We start from the raw sequence: 21884 nt of genomic DNA, 5'->3' as shown, positions 1-21884 counted from the left end.
AGTTATTTGACGGTGCACGGCAGCATGAACCAGATCATGGTGCCTTTATCCTTAGCGCTGACCGCGCCGATCGTGCCGCCGTGGGCTTCGACGATTTCCTTCGCGATCGCGAGCCCGAGCCCGCTGCCGCCGTCGGCGGAGTTGCGGGACGCCTCGATTTTGTAGAACCGGTCGAAGATGAACGGCAGATGCTCTTCGTCGATGCCGCCGCCCGTGTCGCTCACGGTGACGATCACCCGGTTCGTGGACGCTTCGAAATAAAACGAAAGCGTTATCTCTCCGCCTCTCGGCGTATGCTTAATCGCATTGTAAATGATGTTCGCCATCACTTGATCCATGCGGGACAGATCCAAGCTCAGCCGGATGCGGTTCTGCTGCTCGATCTCGCGAGTCTGTCCTTCCGCGGGCACGTTCTCGCTGAGGTAGTCGCAGCTGAACCGCAGCCCGCTGCTGATGATGTCGATCTCGTACAGGTCGTGCACCTGCCGGATCCACTGCCCGAGCGCCACCTCGCCGAAATCAAACCGCGTTTGCCCCGCCTCCAGCTTCGTCAGCTCGAACAGATCGCGAATGAGCCGATTGAGCCCGCCGAGCTTCCCCAGCATCATGCGGATGTACCGCTGCTGCTGCTCCTCCGTTTTGACCACGCCGTCCTGAAAGGCCTCCAAGTACCCCTGCAGCAGCGTGATCGGCGTGCGCAAATCATGCGAAATGTTCGTCATCAGCTGCCTCCGCGACGTCTCCGACCGCTCCAAATCCCGATTCGTCTGCGCGAGCGACGCGTTCACCTCGCTCAGCGCCACCGTCCGTTCCTCGATCCGCTCCTCCAGATGCACGTTCAGCTCCCGCAGCTCGTGGGAGACGTGCTCGATCTGGTACAACGCGTTCGAAAACCGTTTGGAGATGATGAACGACTGCATCAGCATGAAGAAGAAGAGACCGAGCGGGACAAGCTGCGCGTACACGAGCCATTCGTTGTAGAACAGCATGTCGTTCAGCACGGTGACGACGAAGACCGCCACGCCCGCGAGCACGAACGCCGAGCCGACCCGCCTGCGCAGCTTGGCGGTGACCAGCACGCACAGCGTATAGACGCTGACCGCGATGACGTAGAGCTGGAACGCCCACAGCAGCCGCGAATAGACGACCGCCGGACAGACGAGCACGAACGCGCAGAGCGCGATGCCGGCGCCGATGACGTACCTGATGACCTTCTTCGACGCGTCCAGCGGAAACAGGCGGTAGACGTACAGATAGCCGGAGACGGCGCTCAGCGCGAACGAGATGTATTCGATCTTGAGTCCGCCCTCCCAGGGGATCGGGAACATTTGCAGCAAATAATTCTCCCCGGTCACGCTCGCCCGCGCCGCGACGAACAGGCAGAGCAGGCCGAAGTGAATGGTGAAGCGTTCCTGCCGGCGGAACGCGTAGAGGCCGATATGGTAGACGCCGATGATGACGAGACTGCCGAGAATGAGCATCTCCTTCGCCGTCGTTTTCATCTGGGCGCGCACGATCGTATCGCTGTCGCCGAGCATCACGGGCACCCAAATGCCGCCTTTGCGATGCTGAAAATTGGACACCTGGACGACGAGCTCGACGCGCTCGGCGCCGGGCGCGAACGAGACGATCCGCGGATACTGCTGCGGCACCGACGTCTCGCGGCTCGTCCCGACCCGTCCCTGCTCCGCCGCCGCCTTGCCGTTGATCCACAGCTTGTAGCTGCTGAAAATATTCGGCACCCGCAGCGCCAGCACGCGCTCGCCGGGCTTCAGGAGCAGCGTCAGCTTGTACGTCGCGTAGCCTTGGCCGTCCTGCAGGCCGAACTTGCCCTTGTAGCTGTTCCACGACCGGGGCACGTTCACGTATAACGCGTTCTGCGCAAGCCCAGGGTCGCCCGGCGCCAGCAGCCGGTCGCCGTAGAACGCCCAGCGTCCCGACAGCGCGACCTGCCCGTCGTCCGCGAAGGACCAGTCCCGCAGGTCGATGACGCCGTTCTTGGCCGTCGGCGCGCCGCCGGCGCTTGCCTTGCAGCCGGTCAGGAAGGCGGCGGTCAATAAGAGGATCGAAAATAGTGCGACGAAGCGGCGAATGGCGGAACCCTCCTGAAAACGCAGATTGCCCACCCCTCCCTCCATTCGCTATAATAGTGCGAGGAAGAGGGGGAACTGGAAGATGTCTGGGAGCAGAATATTGGTCGTTGACGACGAGGCGGATATTACCGAGCTGATTAGCTTATATATGGAACGCGAAGGCTATCTCGTGCGCGCGACGGACAACGGCGAGGACGCCGTGGCGCTCGCGGCCTCGTTCCGGCCGGATTTGATCATTTTGGACATTCAGCTGAAGCATATGGACGGCTTCGACGTCTGCAAGCAGGTCCGGTCCGTGTCGGACGTCCCGATCCTGTTCGTCAGCTGCAAAAACGACGATACCGACATTATACATGGTCTGACCGTAGGCGGCGACGATTATATGACGAAGCCGTTCAGCCCGAGCCAGCTGGTCGCGCGCGTCAAAGCGCATCTGCGCCGGCAGACGGTGAACGACCGGCGGCGCGCGGCGGACGAGGTGCTCCGCTTCGACCGGCTCGTCATCGATCTGCCCGGGCGGACCGTCCACGTCGGCGGCAAGGAAGTGTTCCTGTCGACGAAGGAATTCGAGCTGCTGGTTCGCCTCGCGAAGTCCCCGAACCGCGCTTTCGCCCTGGACGACCTGTATACGATCGTCTGGGGACACGACAGCATGGGCGACACGCGGACGCTCATGGTGCACGTCAGCAACCTCCGCAAAAAAATCGAGCCCGACCCCGCCAACCCGACGTATATCGTGACGGTGCGCGGCGTCGGCTATAAATTCAGCATCAAGGAAGGAAGCCCGCATGTATAAAGCCGATTTATGGAAAGATTACGAACTGCTCGACACCGGCAACGGCGAAAAACTGGAACGCTGGGGGTCCTACGTCCTCCGCCGGCCCGACCCGCAGGTCATCTGGCCGATCGCGAACGAGACGGGCCGCTGGAAGACGGCCGACGGCCACTATCACCGCAGCTCCTCCGGAGGCGGCGAATGGGAGTTCCGCACGAAGATGCCGGACCGCTGGGCGATCTCGTACGGCGAGCTGCGGTTCCACATCCGTCCGACCAACTTCAAGCATACCGGCCTGTTCCCGGAACAGGCCGTCAACTGGACGTGGATGATGGACAAGATCCGCTCCGCCGGCCGGCCGATCCGGGTGCTGAACCTGTTCGCCTACACGGGCGGCGCGACGGTCGCCGCGGCGGCCGCAGGCGCGGAAGTATGCCATGTCGACGCCGCCAAGGGCATGGTGCAGTGGGCGAAGGAAAACGCCGAGCTGTCCGGCCTCGCCACCGCGCCGATCCGCTACATCACGGACGACGTGTTCAAATTCGTCCAGCGCGAGGAGCGCCGCGGCAAGAAGTACGACGCCATCATCATGGACCCGCCGTCCTACGGGCGCGGGCCGAACGGCGAAATGTGGAAGCTGGAGCAGAACCTGTATCCGTTCCTCGAGTTCTGCACGACGATCCTGTCCGAGAATCCGCTGTTCGTGCTCGTCAATTCCTACACGACGGGGCTCTCCCCGACCGTGCTGCACAACATGCTGCACCTGACGGTCGGCCGCAAGTTCGAGGGATCGATCCACAGCGGCGAGATCGGCATTCCGATCACGGCGACGGGACTGACGCTGCCCTGCGGCATTCTGGGACGCTGGGAGGGCCGCTAGCATGAGCGGCAACGGCGGGACGACGCCCGCCCCCCTGCTGCCCGTGCTGTACGAGGACAACCACCTGCTCGCCGTCGTCAAGCCGCCCGGCATCCTGTCGCAAGCCGACGAGACCGGCGAGGCCGACATGGTCACCTTGCTGAAGCAGGATTTGAAGAACCGATACGACAAGCCCGGCAACGTATATGTCGGGCTTGTCCATCGTCTGGACCGGCCCGTCGGCGGGGCCATGCTGTTCGCGAAGACGTCCAAGGCGGCCTCCAGGCTCTCGGAGGCCGTTCGCAGCCGCAGTTTCGACAAGTTATACCTCGCCGTCGCGCACGGCGCTCCCGCGGCCCTTTCCGGCCGCCTGAAGCATTACCTGCGCAAGGACGCCGCGCGAAACGTCGTGACCGTCCACGACAAGCCGCTCGCGGACGCCAAGGAGGCGGTGCTCGATTACGCCGTCGCCGCCCGGAAAGGCCCGTATTCGCTGATCGCGGTCAAGCTGCTGACGGGCCGCTCGCATCAGATCCGGGCGCAGCTGTCCGCCATCGGCTGCCCGCTCGTCTTCGACCGCAAGTACGGCGCGCCCCCCGTGCAGGGCGAGCAGGACATCGCGCTCTGGTCGACGTCCGTCGGCGTGGCCCATCCCGTCACCAAGGAATGGCTGACGATCGTGGCTCGGCCGCCGGCGGCCGAGCCGTGGACCCGCTTCGCGGAGGAGGATTACGCCACAGCGCTCGCCCTCCTCGGACCCGAAGGAGGCGGCGGCCGATGAACCGCGGCGCCGCGGCGCGCTTCCGCTGGCCCGTCCTCGCCTTGCTCGCGCTCCTGCTCGCCGGCGGCTGCGCGACGCCGCCGAAGCACGAGCCCGCGAAGCCCGACCCGGCCGCGGACGCGTCGAAGCCGCCGGCCGGCGAGCCGGCCCCGGACGGCTCGGGCGGCGGAGCCGATCCGAACCCGGGCGAGCCGAATGCCGGCCAGCCGGGGAACGGGCAGCCCGGCGGCGGCGGCGCGGCCGGCAACGGCTCCGCGGACGCCGGCCAAAGCGGCGGCGATGGCGCCGGGCAGTCTGCCGGAGAAGGCGACGGTCATGGCGGCGGCCAGCCTGCCGGAGAAGCGCCGCCGCCCGCCGGCAACGGGATCCGCGACGCGACCTGGATCGCCGTCGGCGACGTGATGATGCATATGCCGCAGCTTCCCGGCGCCTACGACGCGAAGACGGGACGGTATGATTTCAAGCCGTTCTTCGCCCCGGTGAAGCCGATCCTGGAGCAGGGCGACTGGACGCTCGCGAATTTGGAGACGCCGGTCGCGGGCAAGCCGCTCGGCCTGTCCGGCTATCCCCGCTTCAACGCGCCGCCCGAGCTGGCCGACGCCCTCCGGTACGCCGGCTTCACGGCGGTGACGAACGCCAACAACCATGCGATGGACCGCGGCGTTCAAGGCATCGCCATGACGCTCGCGAAGCTGCAGAAGCTCGGCTTCGCCACGAAAGGAACCGCCCGCTCCCAAGCCGAAGCCGTCAAGCTGACGATCGTGAAGGCGAACGGCATCGCGATGGGCCTGCTCGCGTATACGTACGGCACGAACGGCATTCCGCTGCCGGCGGATCAGCCGTACGCCGTCTCGCTCATCGACGAGCAGGCGATGATCCGCGACATCGGCCGGCTGAAGGCGGCCGGCGCGGACTTCGTCGCCGTCGCCCTGCACTTCGGCATCGAATACCAGACGACGCCGAACGACGCGCAGAAGAAGCTCGCGCGCGACCTCGTCGCCGCCGGGGCCGACATCATCGCCGGCTCCCACCCGCATGTCGTGCAGCCCTACGAATTCGCCGAAGTGTCGCAGCCCGGCGGCTCCGTCCGCAAGGGCCTCATCATTTATTCCATGGGCAACTTCATCTCCAATCAGCGCGGCGACACCAAGGACTACGGCGTCATCTACAAGGTCCGGATCCACAAGGAACATGGCGTCACGACGATCGGCGACGTGAAGGCGATTCCGACCTGGGTGCACCGTACATCGGTCAAGGGCGTCGGCCATTACGAGGTCGTGCCCCTCGCGGACGTCCTGGCCGCCAAATCGCTGAAGGACTTGAGCGCCGCCGATTATGCCGCCCTCAAGAGCACGTACGCGCAGGTAACGAAGCGCATCGACGCCATGCGCAGCGTGCCCGTCGAGCTGCAAGCAAGCCCCTGAGCCAACATGAACCGCCCCTTCCGTTCGGTTGAACGGAAGGGGCGGTTTGGCGTTACGGGCAGGTTAGGTTACGCGTTCGCGACTTTGCCGAGCAAATACACGAGCAGCTGCTGATTATGAAGCGATATCCGGTCGAGCGCCTCGCTGATGTAGGCGTCGCGGATCCCGACGCCGCGCGCGGCTTCCTCTTTCCCTTTCTCGGTCAAGGTAACCCAAACGATCCGCCGGTCGCTCTCGTCGCGGTTGCGCACGACGAGGCCGCCGCGCTCCATCCGGTCGAGCAGCGTCGTGATCGCCGCCGGGGTCGTCTCCAAGTAGCCGAGCAAGTCCGACGGCTTCATCGGCTGGTGCTGCAGCATGAGCTCCAGCACGACCAGCTGTCCCTCCGTCAGGTTCGGCGCCAGCTCATCCTCCAGATGCGTCTTCCATTCCTTCGTCATCTTCATCCACAGTCGGGCGAATTCCGTAGAAACGATGACCATCACCTGCTTTCTGTCCGAATTAGGCTTATACCTCATTATACCATGCGCCGATGTCGAATTTAAGGTTAACGCAGTTAATATTTTGTCCCCTTAATCGCGATAAAAGAGAACCATTTGACACCGTTAGACATAGATTGAAGATATAGGCTGTTGTACCGGCTCGAAATTCGATCAGGAGCGTGAACGGATATGGAGGAACGCAAGCTGGAATTGCTGCGCAAACTCAGCCGGCTCGGCATACAAAAAGACCCGCAATGGCTTGACCGGCTCGACGAGCCGGCTCCATTGTGGGTTGTGCTGGAAATGATGGTGGCGATGCTCGAACAGCGGGAATCCCCGCATCAGCCGTTCGATTGATCCGGCTGCTGCTGCAGATCCGCGCGGACGAACGCCGTGACGAGGCCGTCTTTCTTATCGACCGGCACGAGCGAGCGGCCGGTCGATCTGCGGTCCTCGATCGGCGCCTTCTCGGTCGAGACCGCCATGGCGGCGCCCGAAGCCGTCAGCAGGACAAGCTCCTTCGCTTCCTTGCAGTGCAGGCCGCCGACGAGCCGTTCGCCGTTCGGGCGGACGCGCTTGCCTTCTTTGAATTCGAAGGTCGCCACGCCTTTGCCGCCCCGGCCTTGCACCGGATAGTCCAGCAGCAGCGAGCGCTTGCCGTAGCCGAGATCCGTCAGGACGAGCACTTCGCCCTCGTCCCCGCCGACGAGCTCCGCGGCGACGACTTCGTCGTCCTCGCGCAGCGCGATGCCGCGGACGCCGGCCGCGACGCGGCCCATCGTGTTCACTTCGGTTTCCGCGAAGCGGATGCTCATGCCGCCCTTCGTGATGAGCAGCACTTCTTTGCCGTTATCGCTCGGCAGGACGCGCAGCACGTCGTCGCCTTCGGCGACTTTGACGGCGGCGATCGCGGTCGAACGCGACGATTTGTAATCCTTCAGTTCGGACCGCTTCACCTGCCCGCGCTTCGTCACGAAGACGAGCGAGCGTCCCGGCGCGTCGAAATCCTTCACCGGCACGATGCTGACGATGCTGTCGTCCTTCGGCATCGGCACGACGTTCACGACGGCGGTGCCGGTATCCTTCCATTTGAACTCCGGAATGAGATGAACCGGCAGCTGGTAGTACTGCCCCTTGCGGGTGAAGAGCAGCAGCTGGTCGATCGTGTTCACGTCGAGCAGCGTGCGAATGACGTCGCCTTCTTTCACGCCGGCGCTCGCCAGCTCCCCGCCCGAACGGGTGAACGACAGCTTCGACGTCCGCTTGATATAGCCGTCCTGGCTGAGCGTCACGAACACGTCCTCCGCCGCGACGATGACCTCCAGGTTGACCTTGAGCTCCTCCACTTCGCCCCGAATGTCGGAGCGGCGGTCGATGCCGTACTTCTCGCGGATTTCCGTCAGCTCGTCCTTGATGACGCCGAGCAGCTTCTTCTCGCTGTCGAGAATCGAACGCAGGTACGCGATCCGCTTCTGGATGTCCTTCAGCTCTTTCTCGATCGACGTGATCTCGAGGTTGGTCAGACGGTACAATTGCAGCGTCAGAATAGCGTCCGCCTGGCGCTCCGAGAACGCGAACTTGGCGACCAGGTTGTTCTGCGCGTCCTGGCGGTTCTTCGACGCCTTGATCGTGGCGATGACCTCGTCCAGCAGGTTGAGCGCCTTGGCCAATCCTTCCAGCACGTGCGCGCGGTCCTCCGCCTTCTCGAGCTCGTAGCGCGAACGGAACGTGACGACTTCCTTCTGGTGATCGATGTACGCGCTCAGCATCGCCTTGAGGCCCAGCTGCTGCGGCGTCTTGTTGACGATCGCGACCATGTTGAAGTTGTACGCGACCTGCAGGTCGGTCTTCTTCAGCAGGTACGCCAGAATCCCCTGCGCGTCGGCTTCCTTCTTCAGCTCCACGACGATGCGAAGACCGCCCCGCCCGCTCTCGTCGCGCACCTCCGCGATGCCTTCCACCCGCTTCTCGATCCGGATGTTCTCCATCGCGGTGACGAGCCGGGATTTGACGACCTGGAACGGAATCTCGGTAATGACGATCTGCTGGCGTCCGCCTTTGAGCTCTTCGATCTCCGTCTTGGACCGGTGGTAAATGCGGCCCTTGCCGGTCTGGTACGCGTCGCGGATGCCGTCCTCGCCCATGATCAGGCCGCCGGTCGGGAAATCCGGTCCCTTCACGATCGTCATGAGCTGCGCCAGCTCGATGTCCGGCCGGTCCATCATGGCCATGCACGCGTTAATGACTTCCCGCAGGTTATGCGGCGGAATTTCCGTCGCGAAGCCGGACGAAATGCCGCTGACGCCGTTGACCAGCAGGTTCGGGTAACGGGACGGCAGCACGACCGGTTCCTTCGTCGTGTTGTCGAAATTATCCTTGAACAGCACCGTCCGCTTCTCGATGTCGCGCAGCAGCTCCATCGCGATCGGCGACAGGCGCGCCTCCGTATACCGCATCGCCGCGGCCGGGTCGTCGTCGATCGAACCCCAGTTGCCGTGGCCGTCGATGAGCGGATGGGCCATCTTCCACGGCTGCGCCATGCGCACCATGCCCTCGTAGATCGACGAGTCGCCGTGCGGGTGGTAGTTGCCCATGACGTCGCCGACCGTTTTGGCCGACTTGCGGTAGCCCTTGTCCGGCGTGTTGCCCGCGTCGTACATGGCGTACAGGATCCGCCGCTGCACCGGCTTCAGCCCGTCGCGGACGTCGGGAATCGCGCGGTCCTGAATGATGTATTTGGAATAGCGTCCGAAGCGGTCGCCGACGACCTCTTCCAGAAACGCCGGTAAAAACTGTTCGAGCGTACTCATGCCGAACCTCTCCTCATTGGTTATTCCTCAAACTCCGTAAAGTCGACGTTCTCCACGATCCAGCGCTTGCGCGGATCGACCTTGTCGCCCATCAGCGTGGAGACGCGGCGTTCCGCCTTCGCGGCGTCCTCGATCTGCACCTGCAGCAAGGTCCGGGATTCCTGGTTCATCGTCGTCTCCCACAGCTGCTCCGGGTTCATTTCGCCGAGTCCTTTGTACCGCTGCAGCTCGAAGTTTTTGCCGAATTCCTTCAAGTAGTTCTGCAATTGCTCGTCCGACCAGGCGTAGCGGACCGTCTCCAGCTTGCCGGACTTGCGGGTGATCTTGTAGAGCGGCGGCTGGGCGATGAAGACGCGCCCGGAGTCGATCAACGGCTTCATGTAGCGGTAGAAGAACGTCAGCAGCAGCACTTGAATGTGCGCGCCGTCCGTATCGGCGTCGGTCATAATGATGATTTTGCTATAATTACACGATTCCGCGTCGAACTCGGGCCCGATGCCGGCGCCGATCGCCGCGATGACCGCCTTGTATTCGTCGTTTTTGAGAATGTCGAGCAGCTTCGCCTTCTCCGGGTTCATCGGCTTGCCTTTGAGCGGGAGAATAGCCTGGTACTTGGAGTCGCGGCCCTGCTTGGCGGAACCGCCGGCGGAGTCGCCTTCCACGATGAAGAGCTCGGTCCGCGACACGTCCTTCGACTGCGCCGGCGAGAGCTTGCCGTTCAGGTTGGAGCTTTCGCTCTTCTTCTTGCCGCTGCGGATTTCGTCGCGCGCCTTGCGCGCCGCTTCGCGGGCTCTGGCCGCCTGCACCGCTTTCTTCAGCAGCAGCTGGGCGACCTGCGGGTTTTCTTCGAGGAAGACCTGCATTTTCTCGGACACGATCGCGTCGACGGCGCCGCGGGCCGACGAGCTGCCGAGCTGGTCCTTCGTCTGGCCGACGAATTCCACGTCCGCCATTTTGATGTTGATGACGGCCATCATGCCTTCGCGCAAGTCGTTGCCGTCGAGATTCTTGTCCTTCTCCTTCAGCAGGCCGTTCTTGCGGGCATAATCGTTCATGACGCGCGTATACGCCGTTTTGAAGCCGGTCTCGTGCGTGCCGCCGCCCCGCGTCGGGATGGCGTTGACGAAGGAGGCCATCGTTTCCGTGTAGCCGTCGTTATACTGCAGCGCCACCTCGACCTCGATGTCGTCCTTCTCGCCGGCGAAATGGATGACGTCGTGCAGCACCGTCTTGTCCTCGTTCAAAAACTGCACGAACTGGCTCGCGCCGCCCTCGTAATAAAACTGTTCTTCCTTGCCGCTGCGGTTGTCCTTCACGTTCACCTTCAGGCCGGAATTGAGGAACGCGATCTCCTGCAGCCGCTCCGACAGCGTCTCGTAGTTGATCGACGTATTGCCGTGGAAGACCCGGCCGTCGGGCTTGAACGTGATTTTCGTGCCGGTCCGGTTCGTGTTGCCGATGATTTCGAGGCCGGTCACCGGTTCGCCGACATGCTCCTTGCCGTTCTTGTCGACCCAATATTCGAAGCGCTGCTTATGTATTTTGCCGTCCCGGAAGATTTCGACCTCCAGCCATTCCGACAGCGCGTTCGTGACGGACGCGCCGACGCCGTGCAGGCCGCCGGATTTCTTGTATCCCCCGCCGCCGAACTTGCCGCCCGCGTGCAGCATCGTGAAGACGACCTGCGGCGTCGGAATGCCGGTCTTGTGCATGCCGGTCGGGATGCCCCGGCCGTTGTCGCGCACCGTGACCGAGCCGTCGCCGTTGATCGTGACGTCGATCGCGCTGCAAAATTTCGCCAAATGCTCGTCCACCGCGTTGTCGACGATCTCCCAGACGAGGTGGTGCAAACCCGAGGTGCTCGTGCTCCCGATATACATCCCAGGGCGTTTGCGAACGGCGGTCAACCCTTCCAGCACCTGAATGTCGTCCGCGTCGTAGTTGCCGGCTGCCGTATTGTTCCCGCCCGCAAACAGATCCAGCTGATCAGTCATAGAGAGCCTCCTAAAAGTTTTTTACGCATGCTACCTGGCCCCGCTTCAATGTAAGTAAAAAACTTGCTTCGGAAGCTTAGGCTTATTTAATTGCGTTGCTGCTTTGCGTTGCTGCTTTGCGAGCAATTAACTCGCTTCGGAAGCTTAGGCTTCGTTTTTTCCCAATACTGCATGGAACGCTTCTTTACGAGCAAAAAACCCGCTTCGGAAGCATCTGCTTACGTTGCTTGCGATGCTGCTTGGAGAATTGCGATATAACTTCATCGGGGAATCCATATAATCCTGCTCCGTTCCCGCGATTCGCTTCGAAATCTTGCGTCATCCGATCGCCGCTCGCTTCAAGCTATTCTAATTCAAGATGTCCTGTTTCGTAAAGACGGAGAACGAAACGGCCAGGGAAGCGATCCCCCAGCAGGCCAAAATGACAAGCGAGAAGCCGAGCGTCATGCCCGTGATCGGCGGCGGCGAGCCCGCCAGGTAATCCGTCAGCTGCAGATTGACGGAGAAGATGAATTTCGCGCTGTGCCACGAGGAAGCCATGTTCGATAAGATCGTCCCGGAGATGACGGCCGCCATCATCGTCACGATGCTCGCGGCCGTGCTCCGCACGAGCACGGACACCATCAGCGCGAGCAAGGCCACCGTCATGGCCGACACCCAGATCAGCCCGGCCTCCATCAGCAAATAGAGCCATTGCGGAATCGCGTGCACGAAGCCGCTTTCCACCGAGGAGCCGTTAATGACAAAACCCGTAAACACAGGCATGTCCCATCCAGCGTAGCCGAATACCGCGCCTGATATAAGATAACAGAGAACGGCGCTGACCACAACGGTCAATGACACGTAGAGGCTGAGCGCCACGAGTTTGCTGAACAGGATCTTCCATCGGCGCACGGGCCGCGTCAGCAGCATCTTGATGGTGCCCGACGTGCGTTCGCCCGACACGAGGTCGGAAGCGAGCGCGAGCACGAGCAGCGGGAAGAACAGCGTAACCGCGTTCGACAGGAAACTGCGGGTGAACGTGACGCCGTCCGGGGAATTCGGGTTGACGTCGTGATCCAGGTAATATTGGAGCTGCTGCACGGCGATCCGCCGCGAACGTTTCCATTCGTCCGGGATCCGGTCGCTCGAGAGCATGTTCTGGTATTCGCTGATTTGCTGCACGAGCTGGTTGCGCCAATCCTTGAAGTTCTTCTTGTTCGTCTCGGCGATGCGAAGCTGCGCGTACGTGAAGATCGGAATGAGGATCAGCAGCACGAGCACGATGACGAAAAACCGCTTCTTCTTCCAGATCTTGAGCGTCTCGTTTTGTATGAGCGGGAGCAATCTATCCAATGCTTTCACCTTCCGTCATCCGTAAAAATAACTGCTCGAGCGTCGGCGCGATGCTCTGCACCGACACGATGCCGATGCCGGCGCGCACCGCCTTCTCGACGAGAGACGAGATCCGCTCCGGGTTCATCGCCGTGATGAGCGCTTCCTTCATCCCCGCGAGCACGCTCTCGTCGATCCGGTGCTCGTGCTCCGGCACGAGCTCGACGCCGCGCTCGCCCGCAAGCAGCCGCCGCCCCGCTTCCGGCTGTTCGAACTGCCACACCACGTAATTGTCCGCGCCGTGGATCAGCTCGTCCACCGTGCCGACGGCCAGCACCTCGCCGCGGCTGATAATGGCAACGCGGTCGCACATCAGCTGGATCTCGCTCAGCAGATGGCTCGAAATGAACAGGCTCATGCCCTGATCCGCCAGCATGCGGACGAATTCCCGCAGCTCCTTGATGCCTTTCGGATCAAGCCCGTTCGTCGGCTCGTCCAGGATGAGCAGCTTCGGCCGGCCGAGCAGCGCCTGCGCGATGCCGAGCCGCTGGCGCATGCCGAGCGAATAGGTTTTCACTTTATCGTGGATGCGCGCGTCGAGGCCGACGATGGCGGCGACCTCGCGAATGCGGGCGTCGTCGATGCCGCGCTGCATGCGCGCGAAATGCTCGAGATTTTCCCAGCCCGTCAGGTAGGAATAGGCTTCGGGATTTTCGACGATGCAGCCGACGTGCCGGAGCGCGGCTTCCGGATGGCGGCCGATGTCTTCGCCGCAGATCAGGATCTCGCCCGAAGACGGCTTGATCAGATCCACGAGCATGCGGATCGTGGTCGTTTTGCCGGCCCCGTTCGGTCCGAGAAACCCGAAGATTTCGCCGGCTTTCACCTCGAACGTGACGTCCTTGATGATCGGCTTGCCGCCGATTTGTTTCTTGACGCTGCGGACGGACAGCACGACTTCCTCGTTCGGCGTTCGCCCGGTCTCCTGCCTCGCGTGTTGCATGCGCGTTCCCTCCTATTCCAATGACTGCACGATGCGGGCGGCGATCTGCGCGTACCCGTCGTGGTTGGGATGAAAATGGTCCGACGACAAGTATCGGCCGATCGCGTTCTCGAACAGATCGAACGTCGGGACCATCGTCATGTTGGGGTAGCGGTGAAGCAGCGCGTACGCCCGATCGTTCCACTGTTGAATCTGGAGCGAGCCGTCGCGGTATTCCGGTATATCGTAAAACGGATTGTACAAGCCGACGTACACGATCTGCGCTTGGGGGTTGATCGCATGCAGCCGCTTCACGACCTGCGCGAGCCGGTTCAACCCCTGCGGCAGCTCGGCCTTCAGCTGATCCAGGTTCAGTTCGCCCGGCGCCTTGCCCGGACTCGTGCCCGAGGCGATTTGGAACAGATCGTTCCCGCCGATGGTGAAGAGGATCACGTTCGCTTGCCGGAGCGCGAAGCCGTAGCCCTTGTCCGTTTCCAGCAGCTGCTCCAGCCGGTCGGCCTTCAAGCCGTTGACGGCCAAATTATTGTTGAGCCGGACGGACGTGTCCGGGTACTTCTTCTTCAGCAGCGCGACGACCTGCTTGACGTAGCCTTCGCCCGACCCGTCGCCGGTTCCTTTCGTCAGCGAGTCGCCGATGGCGGTGATCGAGATGTCCTTGCCTTCGCTCAGCTTGCCGCCCGCCGGCAGCGCCGGCACGTTCGCGCTTCCCGCGAACGCCTCGCCCTTCGGATACAGCATGTCCTTGACGGCGTACCCGAACCCCGCAAGCAAGAGCAGGGTCGACAAAACGGCGGAAACGCCGATGATTTTCCATAAGCTTCCGGAGGATAACGGTCTCATCAGGGGGGTCTCTCCTCGATTGTTTGAAATCAATGGCTTTCACAAACGGTTAGTCTTTTTAAAGTAATGCTTTCGAAGTCAATTTGCAAATTCCACCCATTTCTAGGAAAAACCGCGACGGCGTTCGACGACAAAAAAATCCGTGCATGCCCGCGGCCGATCGCCCGGAGTTTCCGGGTTGCGGCCGCATCAAGGACATGCGCGGATAAGGATCAAAACGGATTAGGCGTCATAACGGATGACCAGCGACTGCGCGGCCTGCTTCGCGAGCGCTCGCGCCTGCTCCGCGTCGGCCGCCGTGCTGAGCGCGACGGCCATGCGGCGGCCCGGCTTCGTGACGGGCTTGCCGAACACGCGCACCTGCGTGTTCGGGACGGCGAGCGCGTGCTGCAGGCCGTCGATGCGGAACGCATCGGCGTCGCGGTCCGCCTTCAGCGTGTACGTCGCGCCGGGCGTCAGCAGCCGGATCGACGGAATCGGGAAGCCCAGAATGGCGCGCGCGTGCAGCGCGAACTCCGACAGGTCCTGCGTCGCCATCGTGACCATGCCGGTGTCGTGCGGACGCGGGGACACTTCGCTGAACAGCACGCCGTCCTTCGTCAGAAACAGCTCGACGCCGTAGATGCCGTAGCCGCCGAGCTCGTCCGTCACTTTGCGGGCGATCTCCTCGGCTTGCGCGATCTGGTGCGGCGGCATCTCGTGCGGCTGCCACGATTCGATGTAGTCGCCGTCCTTCTGCACGTGGCCGATCGGCGCGCAGAACGACGTGCCGGATGCGGAACGGACCGTGAGCAGCGTGATTTCGGACTCGAAGGTGACGAAGCCTTCGACGATGACGCGCTGCTTCTTCGCGCGACCGCCGTCCATCGCGTACTGCCAGCAGGCTTCGGCGTCCGCCTCGGTTTTGCACACGCTCTGGCCTTTGCCGGAAGAGCTCATGATCGGCTTGACGACGCACGGCGTTCCCAGCTCGGCGACGGCCGCCTTCATTTCTTCGAGCGTGTCGGCGAACCTGTACGGCGCCGTCGGCAGGCCGAGCGTCTCCGCCGCCAGCCGGCGGATGCCTTCGCGGTCCATCGTGAGGAGCGCGGCGCGCGCCGTCGGGATGACGCCCCAGCCTTCCTGCTCCAGCTCGACGAGCGCGCCCGTCGCGATCGCTTCGATCTCGGGGACGATAAGGTCCGGCGTTTCTTTCAGAATAAGCTCGCGGAGCGCGTCGGCGTCCAGCATGTCGATCACGTAGGACCGGTGAGCGACCTGCATCGCGGGCGCGTTCGCGTAGCGGTCGACGGCGATCGTCTCGATGCCGAGCCGCTGGGCTTCGATGACGACTTCCTTGCCGAGCTCGCCGGAGCCGAGCAGCATGATTTTACAGGCGTTGGCGGAATAAGGCGATCCATACATAAGACAAAAAGAACCTCCCGGGAAGATCGCGCGCCGGCGGAGGAGAAACGAACGGTTTCCAACGTCCGCCGGCGCGCGTTTTTTCTTCCATTGTGGAGGTTCCGTACCGAAATTGCAAGAATTATGCCGATAAAAAGCGATACTGCGCTTCGATCAACCCGTTGTACGTGCCCTTGTGGCGAACGAGCTCGTCGTGGCTGCCGATTTCGACGATCCGGCCATGGTCGAGGACCACGATGCGGTCGGCGTTGCGGATCGTCGAGAGCCGGTGCGCGACGATGAACGAGGTCCGGCCCTGAAGCAGCTTCTTGAGCGCTTCCTGGATCTTCAGCTCGGTCTCGGTGTCGATGCTCGCCGTCGCCTCGTCGAGAATGAGGACGCGCGGATCGGCCAGCAGCGCGCGGGCGAACGACAGCAGCTGCCGCTGACCCATGGACAGGATGTTGCCGCGTTCCTGAACCTCCGTGTCGTAACCGTCCGGAAGATTCATGATGAAGTCGTGCGCGTCGACGGCGGTCGCGGCTTTCACGATCTCGTCGTCGGTCGCGTCCAACCGGCCGAACCGGATGTTCTCGCGAATCGTGCCCGAGAAGATGAACGTATCCTGCAGCACGACGCCGACTTGCGAGCGAAGGCTCTCCAGCGTCACGGTGCGGATGTCGACGCCGTCGACCTTCACGGCGCCCTGCACGGGATCGTAGAACCGGCAGAGCAGGTTCATGATCGTGCTCTTGCCGGAGCCCGTATGGCCGACGAGCGCGATCGTCTCGCCCGCCCGGACGTGGAGATCGATGCCCTTCAGCGCCGGACGGCCTTTCTCGTATTCGAAGACGATGTTCTCGAACTGCACGTCGCCGAAGATCCGCGGCAGCTCGCGCGCCTCGCCCAGCTCCCCGACCGTCGGCTCCTCGTCGATGAACTCGAAGATCCGCTCCGAGGACGCCATCGCGATGAGCAGCTGCGCGTACATTTGGCCGAGCCGGTTGATCGGATCCCAGAAGTTGCCGACGTAGTTGGCGAAGCCGACGAGCACGCCGACGGTGATCGCGCCGGTCATGATCAGATGCGAGCCGAACCAGAACAGAATGAGCGTGCCGATCGCGGAGGTGATCTCGATGATCGGGCCGAACGCCTGGTTCAGCGCGGAAGCTTTGTTCCATGCTTTGATGTTCGTTTCGTTGATGCTCTGGAAGAACTTGAAGTTCGACTTCTCCTGCGTGTACGACTGCGTCACGCGCATCCCCTGGATGCTCTCGTTCAAGTGCGCGTTGATCCGCGACTGCTTCATCCGCACGTCCTGCCAGGCGAAGCGGATCCGGCGGCGCAGCGCCGTCGAGACGACGAACATGAGCGGCACCGTAATCATGATCGCGATGCCGAGCTGGAAGTTCCAGATCAGCAGGATGAGGACGATGCCGACGAGCTGGATGCAGTCCATCAGCAGGTTGACGACGCCGTTCGTGAATAAGTCCTGCAAGGCGTTGACATCGTTCGTGACCCGCACGAGCACGGAGCCCGCCGGCCGTTTATCGAAGAAGCGGAACGACAGCTTCTGGATGTGGCGGAACAAATCGTGGCGCAGATCGTAAATGACCTGCTGGCCGATCATGTTCGTGTAGCGGATCCGGTACGTGTTAGCGGCCCACTGAATAAGATAAAGGGCCAGCATCGCCGCGGCGTACAGGTACAGCTTCGTCATGCTCGGCGCGCCGCCGTCCTTCGGCTGGATCGCTTCGTCGATCGCCTGGATGAACAGCGCGGGAATGGCCAGCCGGGTCGCCGTGCCGAGCACCATCGTCACGAGGATGACCGGCAGCAGCTGCTTGCGGTACGGCTTCATGTAGGTAAACAGGCGTCTCACCTGCGCCCAGTTGAACGGCTTCTCGATCGCGTCGTCGTCCTTGTAGACGAAGCGCTCGTGCGCGCCGCGGGGCTTCTTCGTTTCTTGCTCGCTCACTATACGACCCCTCTTTCCACTCTTGCGATGATTTCGTCAGCGGTCAAAGGACGGTCGGCATATTGAATGTCGTACGTGTCCCGGTAACGTCCCGGAACGTTCACCAGCTGATCGTGCGTGCCGCGCTGCGCCACGTGCCCTTCCTCGAGGACGATGATTTCGTCGGCATGGCGGAGGGACGAGATGCGGTGCGCGATGATGAAGGTCGTGCGGCCGGCCATGACTTCCTTGAAGCCGGCTTGAATCTCGTGCTCGGTCTCCATATCGACGGCGCTCGTCGCGTCGTCGAGAATGAGAATCCGCGGATTCTTGATGAGCGCCCGCGCGATGGCGATCCGCTGTTTCTGGCCGCCGGAGAGGCCCATGCCGCGTTCGCCGACGACCGTGTCGTAGCCTTCCGGCAGCTCCATGATGAAATCATGCGCTTTTGACAGCTTGGCGGCGTGAATGATCTGCTCCATCGTGACGCCCTCGATGCCGTACGCGATGTTGTCGCGAATCGAGCAGGAGAACAGGAACGTTTCCTGGAATACGATCGCGATTTGCTTGCGCAGGCTTTCGAGCGAGAGATCGCGGATGTCGATGCCGTCGATCAGGATTTGGCCCGTTTTGACGTTGTAGGCGCGCATCAACAATTGGATGATCGTCGATTTGCCGGCGCCCGTCGCGCCGAGCAGCCCGATGACCATGCCCGGCTTCGCGTCGATGTCGACGTTCGTCAGGGCCGGCGATTTGTCGGCGTAATTGAAGGTCACGTTCCGGAACTCGACGCGGCCTTGCGCGGTCCGTTCGTCCAGATCGACCGGATGGTCGTTGTCCTTCACGTGAATGTATTCGTTCAGCAGGCCGACGAGCCGTTCGCCGGATGCCTTGGACTGCGTATAGTTGTTGATTTGGAAGCCGATGCTCCACATCGGGCCGATAATGTACCAGAGCATGGAGTAGAAGGCGACCATCTGCCCCAGCGTGATGGAGTGGTTGATGACCAGCCGGCCGCCGGCGACGAGCAGAATGACGACGCACAGGCTGCCGAGCAGCTCCATGACCGGGAAGTACCGGCCCCACAGCCCCGACGCGTTGATCTGGTTGCTCTTGTACATGCCGCTGCGGTTCGAGAACTTCTCCATCTCGAACGATTCGCGCGCGAACGATTTGACGGTGCGGACGCCCGTGATGTTCTCCTGAACCGCCGTGGTCAGGTTGCTCATCGCTTGGCGCATTTCCCGGAACGCCGGGTGGATCTTCTTCTCGAAGCGCATGGCGGTGAACGCCAGGAACGGCATCGTGCAGAGCGTGATCAGCGTCAGCTGCCAATGGATCGAGAACATCATGATCGCCCCGAAGATCACCATCAAGAACATGTTCAGCATTTGCGTGAAGCCGAAGCCGATGAAGTTCCGGACCGCCTCCAGGTCCGCCGTCAGGCGGGACATGAGGTCCCCGGTCTTCGCGGTGTCGTAGTATTGGAACGACAGCGATTGCAGTTTCTCGTAGCACGCGTTGCGCAGGCGGAACGCGACCCGGTTGCCCAGGCGGCCGCCGAAGAGGCCCGACAGAAACGACATGCTGCCTTTAATGAACACGACCCCGACAACGGCGAGCGACAGCCCGGGCACCCACGTGAAGTTTTTGGGAACGATGACATCGTCGATGAGGACGCGAAGCAAGTTCGGATAAACGAGGCCGAGCGCGGTGGCGAACATCATGAAGATGATCGAAGCAAACAAGCTCTTGCGTTCGACCCAGTAAAACGGTTTAAGCTGCCTGAAGACTTCCAATTGGGTAACCCTCTCCCTGTGCTGTTTTGTGACGCTTTTGTTTATCGGCCTCGCGTCCAGGTACGGGCATCGGTCCCATCCGGCCATCGCAAGGCGTCATCCGGGAGAAACAAGCCGCGCCGCAGCAGGCGTCTTCGCCGTTTCTTCTAGATATGACTGAATATTAACAGCATGATTGCGGCACGGCAAACAGGGTGCGGGGGCATATTAGTGACAATATTCGCTTCCGCTTCCATCTCGACCGAAAGTAAGGGGGGTTTCTTCGAAATCGTCGGAAATCATGGCAAATAGGGCCATATTCCTCGGTTTTTGCACATTTGCCTCCGTTTTTGCATGATTTATTTTTCACAACCTGTAAGGGCTTTCAAAAAAGCCCGCAGCGGCGCGGCTTCCCGGCCGTTCGCAGCCGGCCGGGCGGACCTCGGACGAGCCTCTTCCCGCCCGCGGCAAAAAAGCTTGCCGAACGCCTCGCGGAGGCGCCCGGCAAGCTTCTTCGGGCCGTATGCGATGATCGGGGATAAGGGCGGTTCGCGAAGCAAGCGATCAGATCGCGAGCAGCTCCGCCTGCAGCCGCCGCAGCCCGGCAAGATCCGCGCCGCCGGTCAGCGAAGCCAGCTTGCCTTCGGCAAACGCCGCGATATCGTCCCGCAGCGCGGCGGCGCCGTCGGCGGACGCCTGCCGCATGAAGCCGTCGTACCGGCCGCTCCATTCCTGCTCCGCTTCCTGGATCCAAGCCTGCAGCGGGGCCGCGAGCTCCTGCTCCAGCACGGCGCGCAGCGCGGCCTTCCCTTCGCCCTCGAAGAAATGCTTCGGCGATTTGAACTTGCCCCACAGCAGCTTCAGGTCGACTTCCGGCGCCGTCCAGGCCGGCCGCTCCTCTGGATCCGGCAGCTCCGCCGGCTTATACGGCGACGGCGCGAAGCCTTCCAAGCGGCCTGCCGCTTCTTCCGCCGCATCCGCGTACAGCTTCGCCGCGAGCCGGTTAAGCGTATTGTCAAGCCGGAGCGACGTCGCCTCGAGCTCCTGGGCCAGCTCGATCTGCAGCAGCCGCTGCAGCTCCAGCCACGACGTCCACATCGCTTTCTTCAAGTCTCTGCCGTCGTCCTGCAGCGCGGCCGGGTTGAAGGCGAAATTGAAATGGTCGCCGAATCGGAACTGCACCCGCTGCAGCACGTAGAAGAGCAGCTCCTTCAATTCCTGCTGCAGCTGCGCGTGCGGCTTCGGCTCCGCTAGCGCCGCGGCGATCCGGAGCGCCTGCTCCTTGCTCGCGGCCAGCGCTTCGCGGACGCGCGCGCGCGTCGCTTCGTCGCCGGAAGCGGCCTCCAGCCAGTTCGCGATCGTCCGGCGGGCGCGTTCCAGCTCCTGCTCGGCCGAGGCGACGGCCAGGTTGCCGAGGTCGCCGCGCGTGAAGCCGAGGAACGCTTCCTCGAACGCGGCGATGCCGGATTCCTTGACCAGCCGAGCGACGCCGGTCCGCTTGCCGTCGAGCGCCTGCAGGCTCGAGACGGGGAACATCCGCGGGAAGCGGATGCCGTGCTGCTGCAGGTTGCGCTCGACATGCGCGAGCACGCCCTCCAGCTCCTCCCGGTTCGCGGCCAGGTCGGCGGCGTTGACGATGAAGAACATTTTATCGAGCTCGAATTGATCCTTCACGCGGCCGAGCTGCATCAGGAACTGCCGGTCGGCCTGCGAGAAGGCATGGTTGTAGTAGGTTACGAACAAGATCGCGTCCGCGTTCTTGATGTAGTTGAACGCGACGCCCGTATGGCGCGCGTTGACGGAGTCGGCGCCCGGCGTGTCGACGAGCACGATGCCCTGCGCGGTCAGCGGATTCGCGTGATGCAGCTCGATCTCGCTGACGAAGCAGGAACGCGATTCCTCCGCCACGTAGCGGCGGTAATCCTCGCCGGTCACGGCGAGCCGCTGCCCGAGCAGCGATTCGTGCTCGGCCCAGCCTTTGGCCGCCGCCTTCAAGAAGCTGTAATGCGGCCGCCCGCCGGCATGGACGCCGTCCGGGGACAGCTTCCGGATCGCCTGCAGCAGCCCCTCTTCGCTCAGCTTCGCGGTTTCTTCGCCGAGCAGGCCGAGCGAGTAGCGCAGATCGTCCAGCATGGCGTCGCGCGCTTTCATCACGACGCTGGCCGTGCCGTGCGGACGGTCCTCCGCCGGCGGCACGATCCGGTTGACCGCGGCGGTCGTCGGATTCGGCGACACCGGCAGGACCGACTCGCCGAGCAGGGCGTTGGCGAGCGACGACTTGCCCGCGCTGAACGCGCCGAACAGCGCGATCGTGAAGCGGCTGCTGCGCAGGCGCTCCGCCTTCTCGCGCATGCCGCCCACCGTCGCGGCCAGCGCCGGATGCGGCGCTGG

16 protein-coding genes are annotated in these 21884 nt (G+C 62.7%); 5 read left to right on the top strand and 11 right to left on the bottom strand.

Annotated features, from left to right (window positions below):
* Positions 1–2 precede the first annotated feature (2 nt).
* On the bottom strand, positions 3–2126 hold the full coding sequence (locus I8J29_RS19135) for a sensor histidine kinase (protein ID WP_208849115.1): 2124 nt from the start codon (positions 2124–2126) through the stop codon (positions 3–5).
* A 49-nt stretch (positions 2127–2175) separates the two neighbouring features.
* On the opposite strand from I8J29_RS19135, the gene I8J29_RS19130 reads away from it, so the two are divergent.
* From I8J29_RS19130 to I8J29_RS19115, 4 genes are read left to right on the top strand one after another with little or no spacing between them, the layout of a single operon-like run.
* Positions 2176–2889 (top strand): response regulator transcription factor, encoded by a 714-nt coding sequence (locus I8J29_RS19130; protein ID WP_090635869.1) that lies wholly within the window; start codon positions 2176–2178, stop codon positions 2887–2889.
* A complete protein-coding gene (locus I8J29_RS19125) occupies positions 2882–3748 on the top strand; it encodes a class I SAM-dependent methyltransferase (protein WP_208849114.1) in 867 nt (288 codons plus the stop codon). The genes I8J29_RS19130 and I8J29_RS19125 overlap by 8 nt, the downstream gene beginning before the upstream one ends.
* A gap of 1 nt (position 3749) precedes the next feature.
* Complete coding sequence (locus I8J29_RS19120) at positions 3750–4508, top strand: RluA family pseudouridine synthase (protein ID WP_208849113.1); 759 nt, start codon at positions 3750–3752, stop codon at positions 4506–4508.
* On the top strand, positions 4505–5932 hold the full coding sequence (locus I8J29_RS19115; RefSeq protein WP_208849112.1) for a CapA family protein: 1428 nt from the start codon (positions 4505–4507) through the stop codon (positions 5930–5932). The genes I8J29_RS19120 and I8J29_RS19115 overlap by 4 nt, the downstream gene beginning before the upstream one ends.
* 68 nt (positions 5933–6000) lie before the next feature.
* Here the strand turns inward: I8J29_RS19115 and I8J29_RS19110 are convergent, their stop codons facing one another.
* Positions 6001–6408: a MarR family winged helix-turn-helix transcriptional regulator gene (locus tag I8J29_RS19110; RefSeq protein WP_090637044.1), complete on the bottom strand. Its 408-nt coding sequence runs from the start codon at positions 6406–6408 to the stop codon at positions 6001–6003.
* A 195-nt stretch (positions 6409–6603) separates the two neighbouring features.
* Here I8J29_RS19110 and I8J29_RS19105 point away from each other — a divergent pair, with 195 nt between their 5' ends.
* Positions 6604–6771 (top strand): hypothetical protein, encoded by a 168-nt coding sequence (locus I8J29_RS19105; protein WP_177221942.1) that lies wholly within the window; start codon positions 6604–6606, stop codon positions 6769–6771.
* Here the strand turns inward: I8J29_RS19105 and gyrA are convergent.
* The 9 genes from gyrA to I8J29_RS19060 form a co-directional block, all read right to left on the bottom strand.
* Positions 6756–9224, bottom strand: a complete 2469-nt coding sequence (gene gyrA, locus I8J29_RS19100) for a DNA gyrase subunit A (protein WP_208849111.1) — start codon at positions 9222–9224, stop codon at positions 6756–6758. The genes I8J29_RS19105 and gyrA overlap by 16 nt on opposite strands.
* A gap of 20 nt (positions 9225–9244) precedes the next feature.
* Entirely contained in the window at positions 9245–11218 is a 1974-nt protein-coding gene (parE, locus tag I8J29_RS19095; protein WP_208849110.1) for a DNA topoisomerase IV subunit B, read from the bottom strand.
* A 348-nt stretch (positions 11219–11566) separates the two neighbouring features.
* A complete protein-coding gene (locus tag I8J29_RS19090; protein ID WP_208849109.1) occupies positions 11567–12553 on the bottom strand; it encodes an ABC transporter permease in 987 nt (328 codons plus the stop codon).
* The gene (locus I8J29_RS19085; protein WP_208849108.1) at positions 12546–13535 is read right to left on the bottom strand and encodes an ABC transporter ATP-binding protein; all 990 of its coding nucleotides are present in this window, start codon (positions 13533–13535) and stop codon (positions 12546–12548) included. The genes I8J29_RS19090 and I8J29_RS19085 overlap by 8 nt, the downstream gene beginning before the upstream one ends.
* A 12-nt stretch (positions 13536–13547) precedes the next feature.
* On the bottom strand, positions 13548–14375 hold the full coding sequence (locus I8J29_RS19080; RefSeq protein WP_208849107.1) for a GDSL-type esterase/lipase family protein: 828 nt from the start codon (positions 14373–14375) through the stop codon (positions 13548–13550).
* A 222-nt stretch (positions 14376–14597) separates the two neighbouring features.
* On the bottom strand, positions 14598–15779 hold the full coding sequence (gene purT, locus I8J29_RS19075; protein WP_208849106.1) for a formate-dependent phosphoribosylglycinamide formyltransferase: 1182 nt from the start codon (positions 15777–15779) through the stop codon (positions 14598–14600).
* Positions 15780–15900: 121 nt separating this feature from the next.
* The gene (locus tag I8J29_RS19070; RefSeq protein ID WP_420831134.1) at positions 15901–17739 is read right to left on the bottom strand and encodes an ABC transporter ATP-binding protein; all 1839 of its coding nucleotides are present in this window, start codon (positions 17737–17739) and stop codon (positions 15901–15903) included.
* Positions 17736–19514: an ABC transporter ATP-binding protein gene (locus I8J29_RS19065; protein ID WP_208849105.1), complete on the bottom strand. Its 1779-nt coding sequence runs from the start codon at positions 19512–19514 to the stop codon at positions 17736–17738. The genes I8J29_RS19070 and I8J29_RS19065 overlap by 4 nt, the downstream gene beginning before the upstream one ends.
* 543 nt (positions 19515–20057) lie before the next feature.
* Positions 20058–21884 (bottom strand): dynamin family protein (locus I8J29_RS19060; protein ID WP_208849104.1); only part of this gene is annotated, 1827 nt, incomplete at its 5' end.

Source organism: Paenibacillus artemisiicola (genome assembly GCF_017652985.1).
Classification (GTDB): Bacteria; Bacillota; Bacilli; order Paenibacillales; family Paenibacillaceae; genus Paenibacillus_Z; species Paenibacillus_Z artemisiicola.
This window is presented reverse-complemented; position numbering and strand designations above follow the sequence as displayed.